Origin of the sequence: Mesorhizobium sp. M1273, from assembly GCF_040318195.1 — a bacterium.
Lineage (GTDB): Bacteria > Pseudomonadota > Alphaproteobacteria > Rhizobiales > Rhizobiaceae > Mesorhizobium.
This window is the reverse complement of the sequence record NZ_JAMYLV010000024.1, coordinates 1-23,921: the sequence shown is the minus strand read 5'-3', so window position 1 is coordinate 23,921 and position 23,921 is coordinate 1. Positions and strand designations below refer to the sequence as shown.

Annotated in this window: 27 protein-coding genes; 18 read left to right on the top strand and 9 right to left on the bottom strand. The window is 62.8% G+C overall.

Annotated features, from left to right (window positions below; translation table 11 throughout):
• Positions 1–64 precede the first annotated feature (64 nt).
• From NKH30_RS22710 to NKH30_RS22700, 3 genes are all read right to left on the bottom strand, one after another.
• Complete coding sequence (locus tag NKH30_RS22710; protein ID WP_352997145.1) at positions 65–1,057, bottom strand: substrate-binding domain-containing protein; 993 nt, start codon at positions 1,055–1,057, stop codon at positions 65–67.
• A 207-nt stretch (positions 1,058–1,264) separates the two neighbouring features.
• Positions 1,265–2,038, bottom strand: a complete 774-nt coding sequence (locus tag NKH30_RS22705; RefSeq protein ID WP_352997143.1) for a FadR/GntR family transcriptional regulator — start codon at positions 2,036–2,038, stop codon at positions 1,265–1,267.
• Between the two features lie 30 nt (positions 2,039–2,068).
• Complete coding sequence (locus tag NKH30_RS22700) at positions 2,069–3,070, bottom strand: LysR family transcriptional regulator (RefSeq protein WP_352997141.1); 1,002 nt, start codon at positions 3,068–3,070, stop codon at positions 2,069–2,071.
• A gap of 110 nt (positions 3,071–3,180) precedes the next feature.
• Here NKH30_RS22700 and NKH30_RS22695 point away from each other — a divergent pair, with 110 nt between their 5' ends.
• From NKH30_RS22695 to NKH30_RS22680, 4 genes are all read left to right on the top strand, one after another.
• Complete coding sequence (locus tag NKH30_RS22695) at positions 3,181–3,795, top strand: nitroreductase family protein (RefSeq protein ID WP_352997139.1); 615 nt, start codon at positions 3,181–3,183, stop codon at positions 3,793–3,795.
• Positions 3,792–4,649: an EamA family transporter gene (locus tag NKH30_RS22690; protein ID WP_352531800.1), complete on the top strand. Its 858-nt coding sequence runs from the start codon at positions 3,792–3,794 to the stop codon at positions 4,647–4,649. Before NKH30_RS22695 ends, NKH30_RS22690 begins: the two co-directional genes overlap by 4 nt.
• A 172-nt stretch (positions 4,650–4,821) precedes the next feature.
• Positions 4,822–5,310: a nucleoside deaminase gene (locus tag NKH30_RS22685; RefSeq protein ID WP_352531833.1), complete on the top strand. Its 489-nt coding sequence runs from the start codon at positions 4,822–4,824 to the stop codon at positions 5,308–5,310.
• 11 nt (positions 5,311–5,321) lie between these two features.
• A complete protein-coding gene (locus NKH30_RS22680; RefSeq protein ID WP_352531832.1) occupies positions 5,322–5,627 on the top strand; it encodes a transposase in 306 nt (101 codons plus the stop codon).
• 19 nt (positions 5,628–5,646) lie between these two features.
• On the opposite strand, the gene NKH30_RS22675 is transcribed toward NKH30_RS22680, so the two are convergent.
• Positions 5,647–6,156, bottom strand: coding sequence for a GNAT family N-acetyltransferase (locus tag NKH30_RS22675; protein WP_352997136.1), 510 nt, complete (start codon positions 6,154–6,156; stop codon positions 5,647–5,649).
• A gap of 161 nt (positions 6,157–6,317) precedes the next feature.
• Complete coding sequence (locus tag NKH30_RS22670; RefSeq protein ID WP_352531796.1) at positions 6,318–6,800, bottom strand: MarR family winged helix-turn-helix transcriptional regulator; 483 nt, start codon at positions 6,798–6,800, stop codon at positions 6,318–6,320.
• A 107-nt stretch (positions 6,801–6,907) separates the two neighbouring features.
• Between NKH30_RS22670 and NKH30_RS22665 the strand changes: the two genes are divergently transcribed.
• The gene (locus NKH30_RS22665) at positions 6,908–7,312 is read left to right on the top strand and encodes a VOC family protein (protein WP_352531794.1); all 405 of its coding nucleotides are present in this window, start codon (positions 6,908–6,910) and stop codon (positions 7,310–7,312) included.
• A gap of 287 nt (positions 7,313–7,599) precedes the next feature.
• Here the strand turns inward: NKH30_RS22665 and NKH30_RS22660 are convergent, their stop codons facing one another.
• Complete coding sequence (locus NKH30_RS22660) at positions 7,600–8,496, bottom strand: NAD-dependent epimerase/dehydratase family protein (RefSeq protein WP_352780625.1); 897 nt, start codon at positions 8,494–8,496, stop codon at positions 7,600–7,602.
• Between the two features lie 151 nt (positions 8,497–8,647).
• On the opposite strand from NKH30_RS22660, the gene NKH30_RS22655 reads away from it, so the two are divergent.
• Complete coding sequence (locus NKH30_RS22655) at positions 8,648–9,586, top strand: NAD(P)-dependent oxidoreductase (RefSeq protein WP_352901609.1); 939 nt, start codon at positions 8,648–8,650, stop codon at positions 9,584–9,586.
• 498 nt (positions 9,587–10,084) lie between these two features.
• Complete coding sequence (locus tag NKH30_RS22650) at positions 10,085–10,336, top strand: hypothetical protein (protein ID WP_352683613.1); 252 nt, start codon at positions 10,085–10,087, stop codon at positions 10,334–10,336.
• 28 nt (positions 10,337–10,364) lie between these two features.
• Here the strand turns inward: NKH30_RS22650 and NKH30_RS22645 are convergent, their stop codons facing one another.
• The gene (locus NKH30_RS22645; RefSeq protein ID WP_352453764.1) at positions 10,365–11,144 is read right to left on the bottom strand and encodes a FadR/GntR family transcriptional regulator; all 780 of its coding nucleotides are present in this window, start codon (positions 11,142–11,144) and stop codon (positions 10,365–10,367) included.
• Positions 11,145–11,291: 147 nt separating this feature from the next.
• Positions 11,292–12,281: a sugar-binding protein gene (locus NKH30_RS22640; protein ID WP_352453763.1), complete on the bottom strand. Its 990-nt coding sequence runs from the start codon at positions 12,279–12,281 to the stop codon at positions 11,292–11,294.
• Between the two features lie 426 nt (positions 12,282–12,707).
• Here NKH30_RS22640 and NKH30_RS22635 point away from each other — a divergent pair, with 426 nt between their 5' ends.
• The 11 genes from NKH30_RS22635 (at position 12,708) to NKH30_RS22585 (ending at position 23,064) form a co-directional block, all read left to right on the top strand.
• Positions 12,708–13,448 (top strand): ATP-binding cassette domain-containing protein, encoded by a 741-nt coding sequence (locus tag NKH30_RS22635; protein WP_023675804.1) that lies wholly within the window; start codon positions 12,708–12,710, stop codon positions 13,446–13,448.
• A gap of 34 nt (positions 13,449–13,482) precedes the next feature.
• On the top strand, positions 13,483–14,481 hold the full coding sequence (locus NKH30_RS22630; RefSeq protein WP_352453761.1) for an ABC transporter permease: 999 nt from the start codon (positions 13,483–13,485) through the stop codon (positions 14,479–14,481).
• A gap of 302 nt (positions 14,482–14,783) precedes the next feature.
• Complete coding sequence (locus NKH30_RS22625) at positions 14,784–15,611, top strand: helix-turn-helix domain-containing protein (RefSeq protein WP_352474974.1); 828 nt, start codon at positions 14,784–14,786, stop codon at positions 15,609–15,611.
• Between the two features lie 107 nt (positions 15,612–15,718).
• Positions 15,719–16,162, top strand: a complete 444-nt coding sequence (locus tag NKH30_RS22620) for an SRPBCC family protein (protein ID WP_352997133.1) — start codon at positions 15,719–15,721, stop codon at positions 16,160–16,162.
• Between the two features lie 31 nt (positions 16,163–16,193).
• Positions 16,194–16,988, top strand: a complete 795-nt coding sequence (locus NKH30_RS22615; protein ID WP_352997131.1) for an FAD binding domain-containing protein — start codon at positions 16,194–16,196, stop codon at positions 16,986–16,988.
• 49 nt (positions 16,989–17,037) lie between these two features.
• Entirely contained in the window at positions 17,038–17,520 is a 483-nt protein-coding gene (locus NKH30_RS22610) for a (2Fe-2S)-binding protein (RefSeq protein ID WP_352997129.1), read from the top strand.
• A 14-nt stretch (positions 17,521–17,534) separates the two neighbouring features.
• Positions 17,535–18,902, top strand: coding sequence for a xanthine dehydrogenase family protein molybdopterin-binding subunit (locus tag NKH30_RS22605; protein WP_352997127.1), 1,368 nt, complete (start codon positions 17,535–17,537; stop codon positions 18,900–18,902).
• Position 18,903: 1 nt separating this feature from the next.
• Positions 18,904–19,914, top strand: coding sequence for a xanthine dehydrogenase family protein molybdopterin-binding subunit (locus tag NKH30_RS22600; RefSeq protein WP_352936922.1), 1,011 nt, complete (start codon positions 18,904–18,906; stop codon positions 19,912–19,914).
• A gap of 9 nt (positions 19,915–19,923) precedes the next feature.
• Positions 19,924–20,805 (top strand): AAA family ATPase, encoded by an 882-nt coding sequence (locus NKH30_RS22595; RefSeq protein WP_352997125.1) that lies wholly within the window; start codon positions 19,924–19,926, stop codon positions 20,803–20,805.
• A gap of 235 nt (positions 20,806–21,040) precedes the next feature.
• Complete coding sequence (locus NKH30_RS22590) at positions 21,041–22,177, top strand: vWA domain-containing protein (protein ID WP_352997123.1); 1,137 nt, start codon at positions 21,041–21,043, stop codon at positions 22,175–22,177.
• Complete coding sequence (locus tag NKH30_RS22585; RefSeq protein WP_352997191.1) at positions 22,177–23,064, top strand: amidohydrolase family protein; 888 nt, start codon at positions 22,177–22,179, stop codon at positions 23,062–23,064. Before NKH30_RS22590 ends, NKH30_RS22585 begins: the two co-directional genes overlap by 1 nt.
• Before the next feature lie 214 nt (positions 23,065–23,278).
• On the opposite strand, the gene NKH30_RS22580 is transcribed toward NKH30_RS22585, so the two are convergent.
• Complete coding sequence (locus NKH30_RS22580) at positions 23,279–23,686, bottom strand: carboxymuconolactone decarboxylase family protein (RefSeq protein ID WP_352997121.1); 408 nt, start codon at positions 23,684–23,686, stop codon at positions 23,279–23,281.
• Between the last annotated feature and the right edge of the window lie 235 nt (positions 23,687–23,921).

The window sequence follows — 23,921 nt, the reverse complement described above, 5'->3', positions numbered from 1 at the left end:
CTGGACGCGTGCTAGGTTTTTGCTGTCGTCCAAAAACCACTGATGGACTTTTGGGCGGCGTGCATCAGCGATAGCCCTGCTTCACCAATGCCGAGACGCGCTCCACATTGTCCTTGTCGACGACCGTCGGACCGGTCAGGAAGTAGTTACCTTCGATCAGGCCGTATTTCAGGTAGTGGGTCAGGAGCAGCACAGGCATGTAGCCGCGCCAGAACTGCTGCTGGTCGATGGTGAACGCCTGCCGGCCATCCTTTATCGCATCGAGCGATTGCGCGACGATGTCGTAGCCGGTGAGCACCAGGTCGTCCCGGCCGCTGTCTGCCTTGGCGGAGAGGAAACCGTCGATCACGTCGCATGTGCTCGTGGCCGCGGCCGTATCGGGGTGCACGCGCAGGTAATTTGACAGCGCTTCCGCCTGCTGGCCCGGATCCATGGTCAGTTCGAGGAAGTCGGCCTCGATGCCGGCCTTCTTGAGCTCATCGATCTGCGACGTCGCCCTGAGCTGGCAGCTCGCGTCGCCCGGCTGTTGATTGGCGACCACGACGCGGCCCTTGACGCCCATCGAGACCAGTCGCTGCGCCGTCAACTTGCCCGCCGCCGCTTCATCCGATCCGGTGCGGAACAGGAAGAAATCGTTGGGATCGCGCACTTGCGAACCGGACGGCGGCGCGGCGGCGCTGCCGAAGGCAATGCCGGCTTCCTTGGCGCGCGCGGCGACATCGGCATAGGAAGAATCCTCGGCGAAGGCGCAGATGGCGATGCCGTTGGCCTGGGCGGCGATCGCCTCCTCGATCTTCTGCACCTGGTTTGAAATGGTAAGCTGATCCGGGAAAATATAGGTGACCTTCACGCCGAGGTTTTTGCCGGCCTCCTCGGCGCCGCGTGCCAGATAGCCATGAAAGCCCGTCGGTGCGGCACAGCCGACAAAGTAGATCGAGATATCCTTGTCCTGCGCCATGGCCGCTGCGCCGAAGACCGGCAGCAAGGCCACCGCCGAAATGGCGACAACCCGGCTGACGTGGAAGCCAATTTTCGATAGCCCATTTTTCATGCTCATGCCGATTTCCCCTATGCTTGTTGTTAAGGTCGACCCAAGCGACTTGCGCATCTGGAAGCTAATCGGCAGCCGGTTCGTCAAACAGACCCATTTCGTATCGATTGACGGGAACCATTCGTGCCGAAACCTCGCCGGCAAACATTGGTCAAGCGCGCACCATCGGCGGCCGCACCGACACAATCCGACTGTTTGAATGTGTGGCGGCGGCTACCTGGACTTGATTACGCTGTCGGTATTGGCCAGCAGCTTGCGCACCGCATTGCGCGCCGCGTCCGGCCGCTGCAGGCGGATGCTCTTCTCGATTGCCTCATGCAGCCTCTGCGCATGCTGCAAATCGTCGAGTTCCCGCGTGGTATAAGCAAATAGATGATCGAATGCCGATTCGATCAGCACGCCGAGCGGCACCAGCAGATCGTTGCCCGAGGCGCGCAGGATGGCGAGGTGAAACCGCGTGTCGGCGCGCGTCCGCTCCTGCAGGTTGGTCGCCTCGCCCATCTCGCGGCAGGCCTGGCTGATCTCGGCCATCTGCTCGTCGGTGCGTCGCATGGCGGCAAAGGCGCTGGCCTCCGGCTCGATGATGTGGCGGAATTCCTGCACGGTCCTGAGGAACACCTCGCGGTCCGGCGAGGTCGCATACCAGGCCAGCACGTCGTGATCGAGCAGGTTCCAGCGTTCCTTAGGCTCGACCCAGCTGCCGATTTTGGGACGTGACGACAGCAGGCTCTTCGCCATCAGCATTTTTATGGCTTCGCGCACCGCCGAGCGGCTGACGTCGAAGGTCTCTGACCATTTGGCTTCGTTGGGCAGGATGGTTCCCGGCGGATAATCGCCGCGCACGATCCTCAGCCCGATCTCGTTGGCCAGCGACGCATGCACGCTCGATCCCGGCATGCGCGCCGCATCGGCCCGGCGAATACCGCTCGTGCGTTCGGCGAACGCCTCGGCCGCTGTCTTTCCCTTATTCGGCTTCGCGTCCTGCATAGCTCCACAAAGTCCGGATTTGGAGGCGTGTCAAGGAGATGAAATCGACGGCAATATCTCAGCTTGATTTTCCGCCTCCGTCCCCTCGCCGACACCGCGCTTTGCCGAGCGTTCACGCCGGGGAGGCACGAACGGTTTCTCTTTGTTCCGGCTGAATTCCTCGATCAGGAAATCAAGGAAGACGCGGATTTTCGGGGCAAGATGCTGGCGTGCCGGATAGACCGCGTAGAGCGTGGTTTCGACCTTGTCCCAATCATCCAGAGCCGATTGCAGCCGGCCTGCTTTAAGGTCGCTCTCGACATAGGGATAAGGGATCAGGCTGACGCCGAAGCCGGCGCGCAGCGCATCGCGCACGGCAAGGCTTGACGAGACCGAATATCGTCCGTCGATGGCGATCCGCTCGGCGCGGCCGTCCTTGCGGAATTCCCATATGTCCGCATGCCCCGAGAGGCTGAACCGGATGCAATTGGCCGCCTTCAAATCGGCAGGCGTTTTGGGCCGCCCATGCTCCTCAAAGTAGGACGGAGCTGCGCAAAGCACGTGCGGCATGACCGCAAGCTTTCTGGCGACCAGGCTGGAATCCTCGAGATTGTCGCTGCCGCGAATGGCCAGGTCAAATCCCTCCCGCACGATATCGACGCGTCTGTCGTCAAGATGCAGATCGAGTTTCAAATCGGGATAGCGCGATAGAAACGCGGGGATGGCAGCCGAAAGCCGCGTCAACGTGACAGTCATCGGCGCGCTGATCCGCAACGTGCCGCTCGGCGCCGTCTTGATCGGGCCGAGCACCTGGTCGGCCTTGGCCAGCGCATCGAGCCCATGCGTGACATGCTCCAGGTAGATCCTGCCCTCTTCGGTCAGCGCCATGCGCCGCGTTGTCCGGTTGATGAGCCGCACCCCCAGATGCGCCTCCAGCTCGGCGATGTTCTTGCTGATAGCGGGAGGCGAGAGACCGAGCCGCCGTCCGGCTTCGGCAAAGCTGTTCAGTTCCGCCACCTGGCGGAAAACCTGCAACGCCGTCAGGCGATCCATCGCACCATTCTCTTCCAGTAAATAATGTCTTGCAATTGTTGCATATTATCGCTCCTTGGTAAATTCTCTATCTGCTTCCCGAACGACTTTCTCAGTTTCGGAATGACATGATGACCAACCCCGCAATTTTCCTTATCGAGCGCCGCATGTCGGCCAATCGGTTCGATGCCTCGCACGAATTGACGGATGCCGAGATCGAGGAACTGGCACGTCTCGCAACGCGCGCGCCAAGCGCCTACAACCTTCAGAATTGGCGTTTCATCGCCGTGCGGACGCCGCAAGCAAAGGCGCGGTTGCGCAGCGTGGCCCACGGCCAGGTGAAGGTGCAGGAAGCAGCGGTCACCTTCATCATCTGCGGCGTACTGCCCGACCACGCTGCCCTCAATGCCAGGCTGCGTCCTTTCGTCGAAGCCGGCTTCATGCCGGCGGATATGGCTTCGGGCTGGCAGCAGGGCGCCCGCGCCCAATATGCCGATCCTCTAGCGGCCCGCGACGAAGCGGTGCGCTCGGCAACGCTTGGCGCTGCAACGCTGATTTTCGCGGCCGAAGCGCTGGACCTCGGCTCCGGTCCGATGGCAGGCTTCGATGCCGAAGGCGTGGCGCGCGAGTTTGGCCTTGGGCGCAATGAGGTGCCGGTGATGCTCATCGCGGTCGGCCGCGCCGCGTCCGGAAACTGGCCGCAAAAGCCTCGCCGCCCTCTTGCCGAAGTTCTGGAGATCTTATGACAACGCGCCGTTTCGATCTGTTGCTTACAGCGACAGCACCCGCAATATGGGGCAGTACCTATATCGTCACCACCGAGTTCCTGCCGAATTTTTCGCCGATGACGGTCGCAATGCTGCGTGCCTTGCCCGCCGGATTGCTGCTGCTCGCGATCGTCCGGCAACTGCCAACGGGCATCTGGTGGCTACGCAGTTGCGTGCTCGGAGCCCTCAACATCTCGATCTTCCTGAGCATGTTGTTTGTCGCCGCCTACCGGCTTCCGGGCGGGGTCGCCGCGACCGTGCTGTCGGTCCAGCCGTTGATGGTGATTTTCCTTGCCGCTGCCCTGCTTGACAGCCCTGTCCGTCGGTTGGCGATCGTCGCCGCCCTTGTCGGGATCGCAGGTGTCGCATTGCTGGTGCTGACCCCGAATGCGGCGCTCGATGCGGTCGGCGTTGCCGCCGGCCTCGCCGGGGCGGCCTCCATGGCCTTCGGAAGCGTATTGGCCCGTAAGTGGCAACCGCCAGTATCGCTGCTTACCTTCACGGCATGGCAACTGACCGCCGGCGGTCTGCTGCTCGTTCCAGTGGCTCTGCTTTTCGAGCCTTCCATCCCGCTCCCGACCGGCGCCAACCTGCTTGGACTGGCGTGGCTCGGGCTGATCGGTGCGGCGCTGACCTATGTCCTCTGGTTCCGGGGCATTGCGCGACTGGAATCCGCAGTGGTGTCATCGCTGCTTTTCCTCAGCCCGGTGACCGCCGTGCTGCTTGGATGGGTATTCCTGGATCAGACGCTGACCTTGCCTCAGATCGCCGGCGTCGTTTTCGTCATCGGCAGCATCTGGCTGGCTCAACGCCCCAAGCGCAACGAGTCCTGAGCCTAATGCATGTCGCGCAAAAGTGTGCAGCGGTTTGCGATAACGACATGCATAAAACAAGAACCTAAAGCGCGTCGCATGAGGCCGGTCGAACGCGACGCGCTTTAGGTTGTTGACTTGTGTCGGCGGATTGTTCGGCACTATGATCAAGCGGCACTGCCGGAGGATTTGGATGCCACAACGCCCTTATGATGAGCGCCTGCTCCGTCAGGCGTTCGAAGTCGCGCGCAAGGCCCGCGATGCTGGCGAACATCCCTTTGGTTCGCTCCTCGCTGACAAAGACGGCAATGTGTTGCGCGAGCAGCCCAACGGTTACAAAGCCGGAGGGGGCGACCGCACCGCTCATGCCGAAAGGCTGCTGGCCTCGTGGGCGGGGATGAATTTCAGTCTCGAAAAGCTGGCCTCTTGCACACTCTACACTTCGGCCGAACCTTGCGCGATGTGCTCCGGGACAATCTATTGGGCGGGCATCGGACGGGTCGTCTTTGGGCAGAGCGAACATGACCTCAAGGGGTTGACGGGCGCACACGTCGAGAATCCCACACTCGACCTGCCCTGCAGGATCGTCTTCGAAGCTGGGCAGCGTCCGACTGAAGTCGTCGGCCCGCTGCTTGCCGATGAAGCGGCGCAACTCCAGGCCGAATTCTGGAAAGACAAGTAGGGTCAGGACTCATTGATTCAGAGGAAGAGGTGACTGCTGACGTGGACAACGACCTAGCGTTCGGACCCAAGGGCTACGACACCAATGCCATCCGCCATAAGGTCGAGGGCAGAGGGACGATGCCGAACATCCCGCCGAAGGCTAACCGGCGCTGGAAAAACTGCTTCTCACCGTTCCTCTACCGCGAGCGCAACGCCATCGAGCGCATGTTCAGGCGCCTCAAGGATTTCCGCCGCATCGCCACTCGGTACGATCGGTCGGCGACGAACTTCCTTGCCGCCGTCTGCCTCGCAGCTACCGTCAGCTACTGGCTATGAGTGCGAGCCCGCCGATCATTCACAACGCCTTCCTCATCCGCAACAGTGGCACGCCCGCTCCGCCTCTGTTGTCGACGACTTCTTCAACCGCCTCAAAGCCGCAGGCCCGATACAGCGGTTCGCCGGCCCTCGTTGCCATAAGCTCGACACTTGTGAAGCCCTCGCGGCGGGCGGCGTCCTCGCACAGCATGAGGATTAGGCGCCCCACGCCTCGGCGGATGAAGCTGGGATGCGTATACATGGCGCGCACGCGCGCAGCGTCTTTCGTCGGGTCAAGCAGCGCTGCATCGCGCCCAGGAGAACGGTCGCCGCCGTAGAGGGTTGCGCGCCGACTCCATCCGCCGCAACCGGCCAGGACGCCATTCTGCTCCGCAATGAAATATGTTCCGTCATCAACGAGTTGCGTATCGAGCCCCATGATTGCTCGGCTCGAAGCGATCTGCTCCTCTGTGAGGAACGGCTTCTGAAGCTCGCCGATGGCTGCATTCATCAGTAAGACCAGCGCCGGCATATCGGCATGTGACGCCAACCGATGGTCCAGGCTGATCCTCGGCATTCTTCAGCAGGTCCAGTGCAAACCGCTTTCAAGTTAGCACAAGATCATCACGATGATGGGAAAAAAGCTAAGGCATGGCCGCTGTCGAAGCTTGCCCTTCGCCGCCGCCTGATGCCCAGTTATGAGTCCCGATCCTAGAGGCCGGTGAGCAATTTCTTAAGTAGAGCGTTAAGAGTTTCCTGCTCCGCCGGCGTCAGCACGGAGATTAATTGCTCTTCTAGCGCCACCATTGGACCGATCAAATCGTCTATCGCGCGCTTGCCGCCAGTCGTTAGCGCAATTTGCTTGCCGCGCCGGTCGTTGGGATCGGGGCGTCGTTCAATCAGCCCAGCGCGCTCGAGCCGGTCCAGGCGGCTCGTCATGCCGCCCGAGGAGATCATTGCCGATTCGTAGAGCTGAGTAGGTGAAAGCATATGGGGTTCACCGGCGCGCCTGAGCGGCGTGAGCACATCAAACTCACCTACATTCAGGCCTACTTCTTTGAGCAACGGGTTCATGTGATCGCGGATAACCCGCGCGGCGGCATCAAGCAGACGACCTACCGTTTCAACAGGTAGCAACGGAAGATCGGGGCGCTCGCGGGCCCATTCCTTAGCTGCGGCCTCGGCGCGATCCATGGCAAATATTCCCTCGGCAAATGTATCTTGCAATCAAGATACATTGCATCTACTAACATTGTAGTAAGACAATAGCGCAGCGCGCAGCCCTGGAGAAGGAGAAATCGATGCCCAAAATGATTTTCGTGAACCTGCCTGTCCGTGACCTATCGGCGTCGACGGCGTTCTACGTGGCGCTAGGCGGCACTGTGAACCCGCAGTTTTCGGGCGAGAAATCCACCTCGCTCATGTTCTCGGACACGATCGGGGTGATGCTGCTGACCCATGACCACTACCGCGAATTCACTACTCGCCCAATCGGCGACGCACGGCGCGACAGCCAGGCAATGATCGTCCTCACTGTCGATAACCGCGACGCCGTCGATTCAACACTGACCAGCGCGGTTGTGGCGGGCGGTCGCGCCGATCCCAACCCAGCACAGGATCTTGGCTTCATGTATAACCGCCACATTGAAGACCCAGATGGCTACGTTTGGGAAATCGTATGGATGAACCCGACGGCGAACGCCTGAACCTAATGCATGTCGCGCAAAAGTGTGCAGCGGTTTTGCGATAACGACATGCATCAAAACAAGAACCTAAAGCGCGTCGCATGAAGCCGGTCGAACGCGACGCGCTTTAGAAGGCCACGCAATGAGCGCGACTAGGCTCTCGTTGATCAGAGCCAGAAGATGGCGGTTGCGGCAATGCAGATGGCGGACATGAAGGTGTCGGCGCATCGGTCCTAGCGGGTGTGAGCCTCGAGTCATGACCAGCAATTCGGGCATGGCCCAGCGCCGTTTCGCGTCAGCTGCGCCCGTCAGGTCGTCTTGACATATTTCCGCCAGCTGTGTTCCGGCCGGAAGCCGAGCACGTCCCGCGCCTTGCGGTTGGAGAGCAGCGTCTCGTATTCGCCGAGTTCGCTCTTGACCGGCACATCGGGATAAAACCGCCTCAGGAGTTCGGCTGTCGGCAGATCGGACGAGGTGTCGTCATTGGCGGCATTGAACACTTGGTAGCCGAGCCCGTCCTTCTCGATGGCGCGCAGCGTGATCTGGCCGAGGTCGCGCGCATCGATATAGCTCCAGGCGATCCGCTTGCGGAAACCCGCATCGGCGAACCATTTCGGAAACAACGAATATTCATGCGGCTCGATGACGTTGCCGATGCGCAAGGCATAGATGTCGAAGCCGCTGCGCAGCGCAAAGGCGCGCGCCGTCTTCTCGTTGACCACCTTGGATAGCGCGTAGCTGTCCATCGGATCGACGTCGTACGCCTCATCGAGCGGGAAATGCGTCGGATCGCGCGGTTCGTTGGCGAAGACCAGCCCGTAGGTCGTTTCGCTGGAGGCGATCACCACCTTGCGGATGCCGAGCTTCACCGCGGCCTCGATGACGTTGTAGGTGCCGAGCGCGTTGATGCGGAACACCTCATTGTCGGGCGTGATCATGATGCGCGGGATCGCCGCGAAATGCACAACGGCATCGATCGGTTGCGAACGCAGCGACGGGTCGAATTCGTGCAGGCCGATATAGCTCGACAGCGCATTGAACACCTGCCCGCTGTCGGTGATGTCGGTGATCAGCGTGCGCACCTTGGGATTGTCGAGCGGCTTGGTGTCGATGTTGAGCACCTGGCAGCCCTGCTCGACCAGATACTGCACGACATGGCGCCCAGCCTTGCCGCTGCCGCCGGTGAACATGATCCGCTTTGTCATTTTGCTCTCCACATTCCCTGGAATTCATGTGTATTGTCAGACAATATCGAACTCTGCAATCGCCTGCCATGGCATGCGGCAAAAACCGCCTCAACAATTCGCCGGCAAGGTGCAGCGCCGTCATCCATCACTGCAAATAGGACGAAACGACATGAACACGACTGCCGCGAGTGAAAAGATTGGCTTCATCGGGCTTGGCCTGATGGGGCACGGGATCGCGAAGAACATCGTCGACAAAGGTTATCCGCTGACGTTTCTCGGCCGCAAGAACCGCAAGCCCGCGGAAGACCTGCTCGGCCGGGGCGCCAAGGAAGCGGCGACCTCGCGCGACGTGGCGGCGGCATCGACGGTTGTCTTCATCTGCGTCACCGGTTCCCGCGAAGTCGAAGCCATCATTCGGGGTCCAGGCGGCCTCAAGGAGGGCCTGAAGCCGGGATCGGTTGTCGTTGACTGTTCGACCTCGGATCCTGTCTCGACGGTGGCGCTGGCCGCCGAACTCAAGGCGCTCGGCGTCGACTATGTCGATGCCCCGCTCAGCCGCACGCCGAAGGAGGCCTGGGAAGGCACGCTCGACGCCATGGTCGGCGCGCCCGATGCGATCTTTGCCCGGCTGAAGCCAGTGCTCGACACCTGGTCCGGACGCATCGTCCATATCGGCGACACCGGCGACGGCCACCGCATGAAGCTGCTCAACAACTTCATTTCGCTCGGCTACGCCGCGATCTATTCCGAGGCGCTGGCGCTGGCGCAGAAGGTCGGCATCTCGCCGCCGCGCTTCGACAGCGTCATCCGCAACGGCCGCATGGACTGCGGCTTCTACCAGACCTTCATGCGCTGGACGCTGGAAGGCGACCGCGACGCGCACAAATTCACCATCGCCAACGCCCTCAAGGACCTCACCTATCTCGAATCGATGGCGGGTGCTGCCGGCATCGCCAACCCGCTTGGCAACGCCACCAAGAACGCCTTCGCCTGCGCCTTCGCGGTCGGCCCCGCCGATCAATATGTGCCGATGCTGGCCACGCATATCGGCAAGGTCAACGGTGTCGACCTGATGCCCACCAAGGATGGCAAAAAGCAGACGATCTGAGAACGTTGGGATTAACGCCTGGGAGTGTCGCAACTGCAAACGTTCGCTGCCGACCAGCTACATCCCCCAATCTCCAACGCTGGCGATTAGCATATGACACCACACCTTCGTCATCCCAGGGCGGAGCAGGAGCGAAGCGACGTCGCGCAGACCCTGGGATGACGAAGGGAGGGTTTCGGCTAATCTCCTAAATTTGCGATTTGCGACTGACGGGAATGATCGACCTTCGTTGCTGGTTGACCCGACTTACACGCAGTTGGCCGAGAAACGATCGAATCAGCGCCGAAACCGGCCGATAACGTCGTCGGTATTGGCGAGAAGTCTGTGCACCAAAGCACGCGCACTTCCGATCGGAAGAAGCCAGAAACAAAAAACCCGCCTCGGGAGGCGGGTCGTTGGAGCCAATTAGCACCATACCAAAATTAGTAGCATAGCTGCCGGCACAAAGCAAGAACAAAATACGCCCCCGGTCGCACAAAGCTCAACGGTGTCGACGTCATGCCGGCCAAGGATGCGAAAAATGCAGACGATCTAAGCGCATGGGCAATGCGCACGGCGCACTATTTTTCAATCAACGCCAGCGCCGCCCCTCATCGCCCTGCCGGGCACTTCTCCCCGTATAGTGACGGGGAGAAGGACGCTTTCGCTGATGATTTCGCCAACTATTTCCATTGCAAAGAGTGTGCCAAGATCGCGGCCAGCCCCTTCTCCCCGTCACTATACGGGGAGAAGGTGGCGGCAGCCGGATGAGGGGCGGCGCCGGACTTTGCGTTATAAATCACCGCCGCGACCGGCCGATGACATCGTCGGTGTTGGCAAGAAGCCTGTGCACCGCGGCGCGGGCTGCGGCGGGCCGCTGCAGGCGGATGTTCTTCTCGATCGCCTCGTGCAGTGCCTGCGCCCGCCGCTGATCGCTGGTCTCGCGGGTGACGAACTGGAACAAATGGTCGAGCGCCGATTCGATCAGCACGCCGAGCGGCACCAGCAGATCGTTGCCCGAGGCCCGCAGGATGGCGAGGTGAAATCGCGTGTCGGCGCGCGTTCGCTCCTGCAGATTGGTCGCCTCGCCCATCTCGCGGCAGGCCTGGCTGATCTCGGCCATCTGCTCGTCGGTGCGCCGCATCGCGGCAAAGGCGCTGGCCTCCGGCTCGATGATGTGGCGGAATTCCTGCACGGTCCTGAGGAACACCTCGCGGTCCGGCGAGGTCGCATACCAGGCCAGCACGTCGCGATCGAGCAGGTTCCAGCGCTCCTTCGGCTCGACCCAGCTGCCGATCTTCGGGCGTGACGCCAGCAGGCTCTTCGCCATCAGCATTTTTATGGCTTCGCGCACCGCCGAGCGGCTGACGTCGAAGGTCTCCGACCATTTGGCTTCGTTGGGCAGGATGGTTCCCGGCGGATAGTCGCCGCGCACGATCCTGAGCCCGATTTCATTGGCGAGCGAGGCATGCACGCTCGAGCCGGGAAAGTGTGCGGCGTCGGCACGCCGAACGCCGGCCGGCCGCTCAGCCTCTGCCTTGAATTTGGCGGGTCGCTTTTTTGATGTCGCGTCCGGCATTGGTATTCCCCGGCAGCTGCTTGTCGAAAGCCTGAACTCAGGGCACGGCAAAGCAGCGGCCTACGCTCCAAAGCAGCGTCGCCTCGTGCGTTTTGTATGGACAGTGCGAACGGGGCGCCCGTCGAAGGGCGCCCCGAAATTGCGAACCTACTTCTGGATGCAGGTGTCGACGGTGTCCTTGGTGCATTCGTCGAGGCCGGTGAACACCGGATCGGCGACCGGCTTGCCGCCGACCAGGTCGATCATCACCGAGGGCGCCTTGTAGCCCATCTCGAACGGCCGCTGGCCAACCAGCGCGGTCACCAGTCCGTCACGGGCAATCGCCACCTCGTCGCCGATCGTGTCGGCGGCGCCGATGACGAAGGCGTTGCTGGCGATCTTGTCGGCCATCGGCTTGAACAGGTCGCGGTAGGGCTGCGGAGCGCCGAACAGCGGCCAGCCGCCCATGATGCCGAAGGCGTCGAGATCGGGATTGGCGGCGAGGATGTCGGTCATCGCCTGCACGCCCTTGGCGCCGTCGTCATTGGTGAACACCGGGCAGCCGGCAACTTCCGTCCAGCCGCCTTCGCCCGCCAGCGCCGCGAGGCCGTCCTTGCCCGACAGCGCGTCACGCATGCCCTGCGCGCGGCGCAGGATGTTGTCGGCGGCCGGATTGCCTTCGATGGTGCAGATCTTGCCGCCATTCGGCTTGGCCTTCTTGATGTATTCGCCGATCTTGTGACCCATCAGGTAGTTGTCGGTGCCGAGATAGGTCTTGCGCAGCGCCGCATCTTCCTTGCTGAGGTCGGCGTCGAGGGTCATGATCGGGATCGACGGATTGGCGCTTTTGATCGTCTGCGCGATCAATGGCGCGTTCGACGGCGAAATCGCCATCGCCACTGTATCGGGCTTGCTCAGCATGTCCTGGACGATCTGGGCTTCACCGGCCTCATCCGAGGTCGACGCCGGTCCGGTGTAGAAGCACTCATATTCCGAGCTGGCGTTTTCCTTGTTCCATTTCTCGCAACCCTGGTGGATGGCCTCGAAGAATGGATTGTCGAGCCCCTTCACGACGATGACGAGCTGTTTCTTGGCCATGGCCGGCCCGGCACCCAGCGCCATGACGGCGGCGGCAGCGAGCAATAGTGATTTCCTCATGTCAGTCCTCCCTTTGAAACAAACGGACACGACGTGCCCGCCACACACAGATCGACCCGGAGCAAGATGACAGAGGACGTCGCACTCGTGTCGCCAAGCCAGGTCGATAAGCATTTTCATATTCAGTCTCGGACCGGCACCGACAGATATCGCTGGTTACCAAATCCCTGACCGACAAACCCTCACCGATTCCTTCCGGCAACCCGGTGGCTCGGCGCAAGCTCCTCCGACACTTAGCTAATATCGCCTTGTCACCGACGTCAATGCTATTTGTCCTACAAAACTGATTTTTCGAAAGAAGCCGTGGTTGACGCCAAGGAGGCATATGCGTAAATGGGCAAAATCGCTGCTTCCGGGAGGAACTGGGGAGAGCGAATGGCCGCGGCAGAACCGCAGGCCCCAAAGCACGGGGAGGCAAGAAGGCTGGTGGCGGTTCTCGAACTCACCAACATCTCGAAGCATTTTGGCGCCATCCAGGCGGTCAACGACGTTTCGTTGTCGATCGAGGCCGGACAGGTTGTCGGCCTGATGGGCGACAACGGCGCCGGCAAGTCGACGCTGGTCAAGATGATCGCCGGCAATTTCCCGCCGAGCCATGGCACGATGCAGATGGACGGCAAGGAGCTGATCCTGCACAAGCCGGTCGAGGCGCGCCAGCACGGCATCGAAATCGTCCATCAGGACCTGGCACTGTGCAACAATCTGACGGCCGCCGCCAACGTCTATCTCGGCCGTGAATTGCGCCGCGGCCTCGGGCCGCTTCGCATCCTCGACTATGCCGCGATGTACAAGCGTGCCGGCCAGATCTTCGCCGAGCTGAAATCCGAAACGCGCCCGCGCGACCTGGTCAAACAAATGTCGGGCGGCCAGCGGCAGGCGGTGGCGATCGCCCGCACCATGCTTTCGCAGGCCAAGATCGTGCTGATGGACGAGCCGACCGCGGCGATCTCGGTGCGCCAGGTCGCCGAGGTGCTGAACCTGATCCGCCATTTGCGCGACCAGGGCATCGCCGTCGTGCTGATCAGCCACCGCATGCCCGACGTCTTTGACGTCGCCGACCGCGTCATCGTCATGCGGCGCGGCCGCAAGGTCGCCGACAAGACGATCGCATCGAGTTCGCCGGAAGAAGTCACCGGACTCATCACCGGCGCCATCGAACAGGTATGATTGACGCCTCAACCATGAGTAAAAAAGGTCGATAATGGCAGTCACCCTTGATCAGACGATCGCGCACAAGCAGCACACCTTGCTGAGCAAGGTGTTTGCCAGCCAGACCTTCTGGGTGGTGATCGCGGTCATCCTCGCCTGCCTGTTCCTGTCGGTGGCCACGGATTCCTTTGCCACGACCAAGAACCTCTACAACATCACCCGCAACGTCACCTTCGTCGCCATCGTGGCGCTCGGCATGACCTTCGTCATCATCACCGGCGGTATCGATCTGTCGGTCGGCTCGGTGCTTTGCCTGTGCTCGATGGTGCTGGCCGTCACCATGCATGCCGGCTACGGCATCGAGATCGGCATTGGCGCTGCGATCGCGACGGCGCTGATCATCGGCGCCTTCAACGGGGTTCTGATCGCCTATCTCGGCTTCCCGCCCTTCGTGGTGACGCTCGGCATGCTGTCGATTGCGCGCAGCCTGGCCATGGTCGCCTCCAACAACACCGTCGTCTTCCAGTTCGGGCCGGATCACGACAAGCTGCTGGCGCTGGGCGGCGGCGCCTGGGTGTTCGGCATCGCCAATCCGGTGCTTTACATGATCGTGCTGGCGTTGATTACCGGCTTTGTGCTGCGCTGGACGAAATTCGGCCGGCACATCTTCGCCATCGGCGGCAACGAGCATGCGGCAACGCTGACCGGCGTTCCGGTGCGCCAGATCAAGGTCGTCGTCTACATGATCTCGGCAATGGCGGCTGGCCTTGCCGGCATCATCCAGACCGGCTGGCTGGGCGCGGTCACCACCAATCTCGGCAACGGCATGGAGCTTCAGGTGATCGCCGCCACCGTCATCGGTGGCGCCAACCTGGCCGGCGGCATGGGCACAGCCTTCGGCGCGGTCGTCGGCGCGGCGCTGATCGAGGTCATCCGCAACAGCCTCGGCCTGCTCGGCATCAATGCCTTCTGGCAAGGCGTGTTCATCGGCGGCGCCATCCTGCTCGCCGTGCTGTTCGACCGCATCCGCAATTTCAGGCGCAACGACTGACGTTCAAGCGCAGCCTCCCCCTTGGAGAAGGTGTCGCCGAAGGCGACGGATGAGGGGTGCTCCAGTTTGCCATCGCCTCATTTCTTCCAACACCCCTCAACCGTCTCGGCGCTAGCGCGCCGATCCACCTTCTCCCACAGGGGGAAGGGGACGCGCTCCTATCGCCGGGTCTGATAATCCGCCGGTGCGGCGCATGGCCGGCGCCCGGACGTGCACATCCGTCTTGACGCAAGCCCGAACTGCGCCGCACAATCGCTCGCAGCAGGCGAAGGGAGGCCAGTCGCCTGCGGGAGGATATACCCATGACGGAAGCGATCAGGCTCTACTGGGGCCGGTTCGGACATGTTTCTGTCCTGAACGTCGCCAGCGACTTCGTCACCCACGCCCATGTCGAGGCGCATATCATCATCTGGCTGGAAGGCACCGCCGGCGAGATGACCATCGGCCGCGAGACGGTGCGGCTTGGACCGGGCACCGCCGCCGGCATCAATTCCTTCCAGCCGCACAGCCACGCTCTGTCCCGCGACGGCACGCCCGGCCTGTTCCTCGCCTTTTACATCGATCCGGACTGGGCACGGAAACGCCGCGAGCTGCCTTCCGCCGCGCCGCTGTTCTCCGCCCCGGCAATCACGCTCGAGCCTTGGCTGCACAAGGCAGCGGCTAACCTCCTCGACCATCTCAGCGACAATGAGAGCATCGACGACATCGCCAATTACGAGATCGAGCGCTTCATCGACAGCGTACTCGATGCCGCCGATGCCTCCGCACCGCAGACCGTGCGCGCCCGCATCAACACCATGCAGGACTTCCGCGTCCGCAAGGCGATCCAGCTGATGAAAGCCAATGTCTGCGAGCGCATCTGCTTCGACGACGTGGCGCGCAGCGTCGGCCTGTCGCGGCCGCATTTCTTCGCGCTGTTCAAGGAACAGACCAATCTGACGCCCAACGTTTATTGGAACACGCTGCGCATGGAGGAAGCCGTGCGGCAGTTGCAGTGGTCGCAGGAGCCGCTGATCTCGGTCGCCTGCAATCTCGGCTTCACCACGCAAGGCAATTTCTCGCGCTTCTTCCGCGACCATGTCGGCGTCCCGCCGACGCTTTACCGCGAAGCGGCGCGGGCGATCAGCTGAGCGCCCGTTTTTCAGACTATTTGATAGGCGTTCAAGACGCATTGATAAGCGCTGCCGAGCCTGCCGCCCTACCCTCCCAAGCAGCTGATTTGCAAGGGAACGATCATATGGCGAAAGTCACCATCTCCAGCGTCATCGACGCACCGGTCGAAAAGGTCTGGGCGCGCATACGCGACTTCAACGGCCTGCCGACCTGGCACCCGCGCATGGTCGAAAGCCATATCGAGGACGGCAAGGATGCCGGCACGATCGGCTGCGTGCGCAATTTCCAGCTCGCCAGCGGCGCCCGCCTCCGCGAAAAGCTGCTCGACTTCTCCGACGAGAACTTCCTCGTCAGCTACGCCATCCTGGAGACGCCGCAGCCGCTCACCAACCACAAGGCGACGCTGCAGTTGCGGCGGGTGACCGACGGCGACCGCACCTATGCCGAATGGACCGCCAGCTTCGACGCCGCTCCCGAGGAAGCCGATAAATTGGCCGAAGGCATGGGCGCCAACGTCTTCCAGGGCGGCTTCAACGCCCTGAAGGCCCATTTTGCCGGCCAAGGTTGAACTGAATTGAGCTGACAAACAGGAGCGTTCCATGACGCTTGCATTGCAGACTTTCGCGACGGTGAAGGACGCCGGCGCGGCGCTGAAAGCCGCCGGCGCCCGCTATCTCGGTGGCGGCACACTGGTCGTGCGCGCCGCCAATGAAGGCGACGTGTCGATCTCCGGTTTCGTCAGGTCGACCGACCCGGCGTTGTCGGCCATCACCGTCTCCGGCGGCACGGTCCGCATTGGCGCTTCGGTGACCATGGCGGCGATCGCCCGTCATGCGGATCTCGCTCCGCTGGCCCACGCAGCGCGCGCCGTCGGCGGCCCGGCGATCCGCAACATGGCAACGGTCGGCGGCAATCTCTTCGCGCCAGCGCCTTACGGCGATTTCACCGTTGCACTGCTGGCCTTGGACGCAACCGTCAACACCGGCGACGGCGAACTCCCGATCGAAACCTTCCTGGCGAAACGCGAAAGCAACCACGCCATCGTCACTGCGGTCGGCTTCACGCTTCCGAAGGAAGGCGGCTTTCGCTTCCTGAAAGTGTCGAGGGTCAAGCCAAAGGGCATTTCGGTGCTGAGCATCGCGACCGTGCTGGAGCACGCACCGGACGGCACCGTGTCGTCCGCGCGGATCGCGCTCGGCTGCATGGCCGACCGGCCGATCCGTGCCAGGGCGGCGGAGAAGGCCCTGATTGGCCGGGAACTCACGAGCCAGGGCATCGCACCGGCACTGGCTGTTGCCCGCGACGGCACTTCGCCGCGAACCGATCCGATCGCCAGTGCCTGGTATCGCAACGAAGTCCTGCCGGTCCATCTCGGCCGGCTGCTGCTCGCCTGAAAGACCGTGGCGCGTATGTCCGCCTGGCTGCGGCGCAAGGAGTAAAAAGATGGCAAAGGTCCCGGTTCAGTTCACGCTCAATGGTGCCGAAAAGGCCGAATTCATCGACAGCGGCACAACGCTGCTTCATGCGCTGCGCGACAAGATCGGCGACACCTCGCCGAAGGGCGGCTGCCATCAAGGCACCTGCGGGGCGTGCTCGGTCATCATCGACGGCGAGCTCAGGCTGTCCTGCCTGACGCTGGCCGAGACCTGCAATGGCGCGACTATCGCCACGACCACGGGGCTGGCGGAAGGCGGCGTGCTGCATCCGCTGCAACGCGCTTTCCTCGACGCCTTCGCGACGCAATGCGGTTTCTGCACGCCGGGCATGATCATGGCCGCCAAGGTGCTGCTCGACCAAACCCCCAACCCCAGCCGCGAGGATGTGGTCGAGGCACTGTCCGGCAATATCTGCCGCTGCACCGGCTACGAACCGATCATCCAGGCAGTTCTGACCGCCGCGCGCTCCAATTCGCAGAACGCGGCTTGAGGGGAGTCAAGAAAATGGAACTCCGCAAGAGCTATTTCGCCGACCAGCGCAAGGACGATCTGCACGAGATCGGCCAGCCGCGGCCGCGTTCGGATTCACCCGGCCATGTTACCGGCAGGACCGCCTATTTCGCCGATCGCAATTTTCCCGGCATGCTGCACCTGAAGATGGTGCGCAGCCCGCATCATCACGCCCGCATCCGCAGCATCGATACGTCAGAGGCGGAAAAGCACCCCGGCGTCGTCAAGGTGCTGACCGCCAAGGATGTGCCGCACAATGTCTACACCATCCTGATCCTGATCCAGATCGGGCCGGAGGACGAGACGGTGCTGGCTGACGGCAAGGTGCGCTGGAAGGGCGAGGCCGTGGTCGCGGTGCTGGCCGAGACCGAGCGTGCCGCCCAGGAAGCCGCCGCCAAGGTCAAGGTCGACTACGAGGTGCTGCCGGCCGTCTTCGACATGGACGAAGCGCTGAAGCCCGGCGCGCCGATCGTCAATGAGTACCATGGCCGGAACTACTATCTCTACGATAGCGGCGAATGCCGCAAGGTGCGCTTCGGCGATGTCGAGGCAGGCTTTACAGGAGCCGACCACGTGCTCGAACAGACCTACCAGTCTTCACCGATCGAGCATGCGCCGACCGAAACGACCGGCTGCATCGTCGCGCCGGAGGGCAACGACCGCTTCACCTGCTACACCAACACGCAGGCGATGTTCTTCACTCTCGATAACGCCTCGATCATCCTGCAGATGCCCGGCAACAAGCTGCATTTCGTCGGCGGCACTGTCGGCGGCGGCTTTGGCGGCAAGGTCGACGTAATCGTCGAGCCGATCGCCATCCTTGGCGCCAAAATAACAGGACGACCGGTCTGTTTTATCTACAGCCGCGAGGAAGAGATGCAGATTTCCTCGCCGCGCGCCGCCGAGAAAGTCGTCATCAAGGACGGCGTCATGAACGACGGCCGCATCGTCGCGCGCAAAGTGACCGGCTACACCGACGCCGGCGCCTATTCGCGCCATTCGCCCTACGGCGCGCAGAAGGGCGCCGGGCATTATCCCGGCCCGTATACGATCCCGAATGTCTGGATCGACACCTACTGCGTCTACACCAACCGCACCCCGTCCTCGGCGATGCGTGGCTTCGGCGTCACCATTGGCGATTTCGCGCTAGAGGTACAGATGGACAAGCTCGCCCGGCTGATCGGCATGGACCCGCTCGAATTCCGTTTCATCAACGCCTATCGCGATGGCGACATGAAAGCACATCGGCAGCCGACCGAGGGTGCTGCGCTGATCGAGTGCATGCAGGAAGCCTCGCGCGCCGCCAACTGGCCGGTAGCGGAAAAATTCATGGCGATGTCGTCTTACGCGAAGGAAGCTTGAGATGGCGATCAGGCGCGGACGCGGCGTCGCCGCGATCAATTATCCGACCGGCATGAATCTCGGCGGCGACCCGACCCAGGCGCTGGTCCATTCGACGCCGACCGGCAATTTCATGGTCACGCTGTCGAGCGTCGATCTCGGCCAGGGCATGAAGCAGATCATGGCGCAGATCTGCGCCGAGACGATCGGCGTGCCGACCGACCGCGTCGTCGTCGACACCGCCGACACCGACACCGGCCCGCACTGCATGGGCACCTTCGCTTCTCGTGGCACGCACCGCGCCGGCAATGCGGTTATCCAGGCGGCCAGGGAAGCCCGCCAGGTGATGCTGGAAGTAGCGGCCGAGGAGCTGGAGGTCAATGCGTCGGACCTCGAGACCGATGGCCAGGGCAACATCCTGGTCAAGGGCGCGCCACAAAAATCGATCTCGATCTTCGATGTCGCGCTGTCGGCGCATTTCAAGCGCGGCCGCTCGATTTCCGGCCGCGGCATGTTTTTGATCCCGCGCTCCTATCCGGAGAAAGAGACCGGCGCGATGAAGCCCTCGACCTGCTACGCTCACGCCTGCACGGTTGCCGAGGTCGAGGTCGACGACGAGACCGGCGAGGTCACCGTGCTGACCGTGAAGAACGTCTTTGAGATCGGCCGCGCGCTGAACCCGAAAATGGTCGAGCAGCAGCTCGTCGGAGGCTCGTGGATGGGCATCAGCCATGCGCTCTACGAAACGACCGAACCCTATTATCCCAACCGCGATCACGGCGGCACCGATTTCAATCAGTATCTGATGCCGGGTCCTGGCGATCTCGCGCAAACCGAGATCATCGTGCTGGAGAGGCCCTCGGCGGACGGGCCGTACGGCGCCAAGGGGCCTGGCGAAATGTGCGCCAACCCGCAGATCCCCGCGGTGGCCAATGCCGTCTTCGACGCCGTCGGCGTGCGCATCGACACGCTGCCGATCACGCCGGAGCGCATCCTGCGGGCGCTGAAGGCGCAAGCCGGCGCGCCAAACTGAGTGTTGGAAATGCCCAAGAGAAGCGCCGAAACTGTCGCGACCTCGCCGGAGGCGGTGGCGATCCGCCTCGCCGCCTCGCGCTATCTGGCCGACGAAAGCCTGGCCACCGCTATCTTCCTGGCGATCAGGCTGGGCAAGCCGCTGCTGCTCGAGGGCGCGCCCGGCGTCGGTAAGACCGAAGCGGCGAAGGCGATAGCCGAGCTGCTCGGGCGTGATCTGGTGCGGTTGCAATGCTATGAGGGCATCGATGCCGCGCATGCGCTCTACGAATGGAACTACCAGCGCCAGTTGCTCGCCATCCGCCATGCCGGCGAGCGCGAGGTCGACATCTACGACGATCGCTTCCTGATCGCGCGGCCGCTGCTGCAGGTGCTGAAGGCGCCGGAAAAGCGCGTGCTGCTGGTCGATGAAATCGACCGGTCCGACCATGAATTCGAAGCGCTGCTGCTGGAGTTCCTGTCCGATTTCCAGATCAGCATTCCCGAGCGCGGCACCATTCGCGCGACGGCGCAGCCGATCGTCATCCTGACCTCGAACCGCACCCGTGAACTGGCCGAAGCGCTGCGGCGGCGCTGCGTCTACCACTGGATCACCTATCCCGACGCCGGGCGCGAAGCCGAGATCATCATGCTGCGCGCCGGCGATGTCGCCGAGGCCACGGCCCGCGCCGTTGCCTCGGCCGTGCGCGACATTCGCGCCCGTCCGTTGGCCAAGCCGCCAGGCATCGCCGAGGCGGTCGAATGGGCCAATGCCGCGACCATCCTCGAAAAGGGCGGCAGCCCGTGGCCGCAAGCGTTTCGCCGCGCCATCGGCGTGCTGATCAAGGACGAGGAGGACCTTTCCTGCATCGCGCCCGAGCTCGGCAAGATTGTCGAGGAGGCGCTGGCGTGAGCCGGGAAATCGGCAATCCCCTCCTCCCGTCCATTCCGCAACGTTGGCGGGACAGCACCCCCCTCTGTCCTGCCCTCTTTGCCACCACTTGGCATCTCCCCCTCAAGGGGGGAGATCAGATGTCATCCCGGCTTTCGCTAAACTCCAACATTGCAGGGCTGAGCGGAGCGTCGAAGCTGCCAATCTCCCCCCTTGAGGGGGAGATGTCCGGTAGGACAGAGGGGGGCGCGAAGGAATGATGCGGGGAGAAAGCTTGCCGCGCGCCGCAACCCCAATGCTCGGCTTCGGCCGGCTGCTCCGCCGCTACGGCTTTGCTGTCGCGCCGGAGCAGGTATCAGACTTCATGCAGGCCGTAACCCTGCTCGGGCCCCGCTCGATGAACGACATCCGCGAGGCGGCTCTTGCCACGCTGGCGCCGCCGCCCGACCGCCGCGACGAATTCGAGGCGCATTTCCGGAGCCATTTCTATGGCGACGCCGCGGCGCTGGTCGAAGGCGAGGCCGACGAGGAAACCCGCATCAAGGACGATGGTGCAACGGGCGAAGAAGAAATCGAGGTGGTCCGCCAGGAGGAAGGCGGCGAACTGTCTTCGGCCAGCGAACAGTTGAGCGTCCGCGAGTTCCAGCGCGACAGCGACGGGCTTGCCGCCTTCCGCCGCAAGCTCGCCACCGCTTTGCCCGCGCGCCGCTCCTTCCGCACCGTGCGCACGCATTCGCGCGGCAAACTCGATCTGCGCCGATCATTGCGGGAAATCGTCAGTGCCGATGGTGATGTCCCCTCGCCGTTGCTGCGCCGCCGCCAGTCCGTGCCGCGCAAGCTTCTCATCCTGATCGACGTGTCCGGCTCGATGAAGCTCTACACATCGGACTACCTCAAACTGGCGCACGCGGCCGTGCAAGGCGCCGACCGGGCGGAGGTATTCACTTTCGGCACACGGCTGACCCGCATCACCTCGCCGCTGCGCATTCGCGATCGCGACCAGGCGCTGGCCCGCGCCGCTGCGCAGGTCGACGACTGGGACGGCGGCACCCGCATGGGACCGACACTGCTCGCCTTCCTGTCGGTGCCGCGCTTCTCCGCTTTTGCGCGCGGGGCGGCAATCGTCATCCTGTCCGATGCGCTGGAGCGCGGCGATCATGCCGAGCTGGAGACCGCGATGCGCCGGCTGAGCGCCCGCGCCTTTCGGCTTTCGCTGGCGACGCCGCTGGCCGGCGATCCGCGTTTTCGGCCGGCCACGGCAGCACTTCGCGCCATCCTGCCGGTGCTCGACGACCTGGTCGACGGCTCGTCCATCGCGGGCCTCACCGAGTTCATCCTGTCGCTCGCCCGCCCAGCTCCGGCGGCCGCGGCAATCTGGAGGAGGGTTTCGTGATGCAGAAGGCGATCGACGCGCATTTCCACATCTGGCGCCAAAAGGACCAGCCATGGCTGGTCGGGCCGATGGTGCCACGCATCTTCGGTCCATACGAGCCGATCCGCCGCGACTATCCGATCGAGGAATTCCTCGCCGACCAGCAAGGTTCAGGCGTCGAGAAGGCGGTCTATGTCCAGACCAACTGGGCCAAGGAGGATTTCGAGAAAGAGGTGGCGTTCCTGCAGAAGACCGCGGAAGAAACCGGCTGGCCGCACGCCATCGTGGGCTATGCCGATATGACGGTGGCCGATATCAGGCCCCAGATCGACCGGCTGAAAAAATATCCGCTGCTGCGCGGCGTGCGCATGCAGCTGCACTGGCACGGAACGCCGGCCTTCCGCTTCGCCGCCTCGGCCGATCAGGTCATCGACCCGAAGGTGCGGGCCAATGTCGCGCGGCTCAAGGATTACGGCCTGTCCTTCGACCTGCAGCTTTTCCCCGCCCAGATGAAGGACGGGCTGACGCTCGTCGGCGACAACTCCGAGACGAATTTCATTCTCACCCACGCCGGCATGCTGACCGACATGGAGCCGGAGACCACCGAGGCGTGGAAGTCCGGCCTGCGCACGCTGTCAGCGGCGCCCAACCTCTATGCAAAGCTGTCCGGGCTCGGCACCTTCGTCCACCGCAACGACCCGGCGCTGATCGGCTATATCGTCGACAACGCCATCGACATCCTCGGCAGCAATCATCTGATGTTCGGCTCGAACTTCCCGATCGAGAAGCTGTGGACCAGCCATTCCGAGCTGATCAAGGCGCACCGGGAAGCGGTGGGCAAGCACGGCACGGCGGCAGAGGCCGATATCTTCTGGAACACGGCGGAGCGGGTATATCGGCCGGTGTAGCGCGCATCCCTTCTCCCCTTGTGGGAGAAGGTGGATCGGCGCGTAGCGCCGAGACGGATGAGGGGTGCCGGAAGGAACTCGGCGGAGAAATTGCCAGCGATTTGAAGCACTTACGTCTCCAAGGCAGTGATCCGTCCAGCACTCCTCATCCGACCGAGCTTCGCTCCGGCCACCTTCTCCCACAAGGGGAGAAGGGAAGGCGCCGCGCCTCACCTCACCGCACCTCGAACTCCGGATCGACCGGGATCTGCAGCGCTGTCACCATCTGGTTGGTTTGCCCGGCCAGCCCGATGACCGACACCAACTCGCCATGCTGCGCGTCGGTCATGCCTTTGGCCCGCGCTGCGGCGGTGTGCGAGTGGACGCAATAGGAGCAGCCATTGGCGGTCGAGACGGCGATGTAGATCATCTCCTTGGTAAGCGGATCGATGGCGCTGTCAGCGACCATCACCGCCTTGAGCTGCTCCCACACCCGCTTCAGCGAGACCGGATCATTGGCCAGCCCACGCCAGAAATTGTTGACGAAATCGGATTTGCGCGTCGCGCGGATGTCGTCGAACACCGCCTTGACAGCGGGAATGGCCTCGACCTCGGCATCGGTCAGAAGTTTCGTCGTGGCCATGGCTTGGTCCTTTCGCTTTGAATCGTTATGCGAGGTCGTTGAATCAGGTCGGGAGAAAAGGCGGCTAACCGCCTTGGATGAATCAGCAATTGACGCGCTGAGGCAAGACCGTAAGGCTGGCCGAGGCCCCTCACCTTCGTCATCCCTGGGCGAAGCAGGAGCGAAGCTCCGTCGCGGAGACCCTGGGATCCATATGTGGACGGCGCCCTGCCTGCAACGGTTGTTTTGCGTCGTT

What these genes read in the sequence shown, in the direction of transcription:
- NKH30_RS22710 (WP_352997145.1), bottom strand. Translation starts at nt 1,057, where the DNA reads ATGAGCATGAAAAATGGGCTATCGAAAATTGGCTTCCACGTCAGCCGG.
- NKH30_RS22705 (WP_352997143.1), bottom strand. Translation starts at nt 2,038, where the DNA reads ATGCAGGACGCGAAGCCGAATAAGGGAAAGACAGCGGCCGAGGCGTTC.
- NKH30_RS22700 (WP_352997141.1), bottom strand. Translation starts at nt 3,070, where the DNA reads ATGGATCGCCTGACGGCGTTGCAGGTTTTCCGCCAGGTGGCGGAACTG.
- NKH30_RS22695 (WP_352997139.1), top strand. Translation starts at nt 3,181, where the DNA reads ATGACCAACCCCGCAATTTTCCTTATCGAGCGCCGCATGTCGGCCAAT.
- NKH30_RS22690 (WP_352531800.1), top strand. Translation starts at nt 3,792, where the DNA reads ATGACAACGCGCCGTTTCGATCTGTTGCTTACAGCGACAGCACCCGCA.
- NKH30_RS22685 (WP_352531833.1), top strand. Translation starts at nt 4,822, where the DNA reads ATGCCACAACGCCCTTATGATGAGCGCCTGCTCCGTCAGGCGTTCGAA.
- NKH30_RS22670 (WP_352531796.1), bottom strand. Translation starts at nt 6,800, where the DNA reads ATGGATCGCGCCGAGGCCGCAGCTAAGGAATGGGCCCGCGAGCGCCCC.
- NKH30_RS22665 (WP_352531794.1), top strand. Translation starts at nt 6,908, where the DNA reads ATGCCCAAAATGATTTTCGTGAACCTGCCTGTCCGTGACCTATCGGCG.
- NKH30_RS22660 (WP_352780625.1), bottom strand. Translation starts at nt 8,496, where the DNA reads ATGACAAAGCGGATCATGTTCACCGGCGGCAGCGGCAAGGCTGGGCGC.
- NKH30_RS22655 (WP_352901609.1), top strand. Translation starts at nt 8,648, where the DNA reads ATGAACACGACTGCCGCGAGTGAAAAGATTGGCTTCATCGGGCTTGGC.
- NKH30_RS22650 (WP_352683613.1), top strand. Translation starts at nt 10,085, where the DNA reads ATGCCGGCCAAGGATGCGAAAAATGCAGACGATCTAAGCGCATGGGCA.
- NKH30_RS22645 (WP_352453764.1), bottom strand. Translation starts at nt 11,144, where the DNA reads ATGCCGGACGCGACATCAAAAAAGCGACCCGCCAAATTCAAGGCAGAG.
- NKH30_RS22640 (WP_352453763.1), bottom strand. Translation starts at nt 12,281, where the DNA reads ATGAGGAAATCACTATTGCTCGCTGCCGCCGCCGTCATGGCGCTGGGT.
- NKH30_RS22630 (WP_352453761.1), top strand. Translation starts at nt 13,483, where the DNA reads ATGGCAGTCACCCTTGATCAGACGATCGCGCACAAGCAGCACACCTTG.
- NKH30_RS22625 (WP_352474974.1), top strand. Translation starts at nt 14,784, where the DNA reads ATGACGGAAGCGATCAGGCTCTACTGGGGCCGGTTCGGACATGTTTCT.
- NKH30_RS22620 (WP_352997133.1), top strand. Translation starts at nt 15,719, where the DNA reads ATGGCGAAAGTCACCATCTCCAGCGTCATCGACGCACCGGTCGAAAAG.
- NKH30_RS22615 (WP_352997131.1), top strand. Translation starts at nt 16,194, where the DNA reads ATGACGCTTGCATTGCAGACTTTCGCGACGGTGAAGGACGCCGGCGCG.
- NKH30_RS22610 (WP_352997129.1), top strand. Translation starts at nt 17,038, where the DNA reads ATGGCAAAGGTCCCGGTTCAGTTCACGCTCAATGGTGCCGAAAAGGCC.
- NKH30_RS22605 (WP_352997127.1), top strand. Translation starts at nt 17,535, where the DNA reads ATGGAACTCCGCAAGAGCTATTTCGCCGACCAGCGCAAGGACGATCTG.
- NKH30_RS22600 (WP_352936922.1), top strand. Translation starts at nt 18,904, where the DNA reads ATGGCGATCAGGCGCGGACGCGGCGTCGCCGCGATCAATTATCCGACC.
- NKH30_RS22595 (WP_352997125.1), top strand. Translation starts at nt 19,924, where the DNA reads ATGCCCAAGAGAAGCGCCGAAACTGTCGCGACCTCGCCGGAGGCGGTG.
- NKH30_RS22590 (WP_352997123.1), top strand. Translation starts at nt 21,041, where the DNA reads ATGATGCGGGGAGAAAGCTTGCCGCGCGCCGCAACCCCAATGCTCGGC.
- NKH30_RS22585 (WP_352997191.1), top strand. Translation starts at nt 22,177, where the DNA reads ATGCAGAAGGCGATCGACGCGCATTTCCACATCTGGCGCCAAAAGGAC.
- NKH30_RS22580 (WP_352997121.1), bottom strand. Translation starts at nt 23,686, where the DNA reads ATGGCCACGACGAAACTTCTGACCGATGCCGAGGTCGAGGCCATTCCC.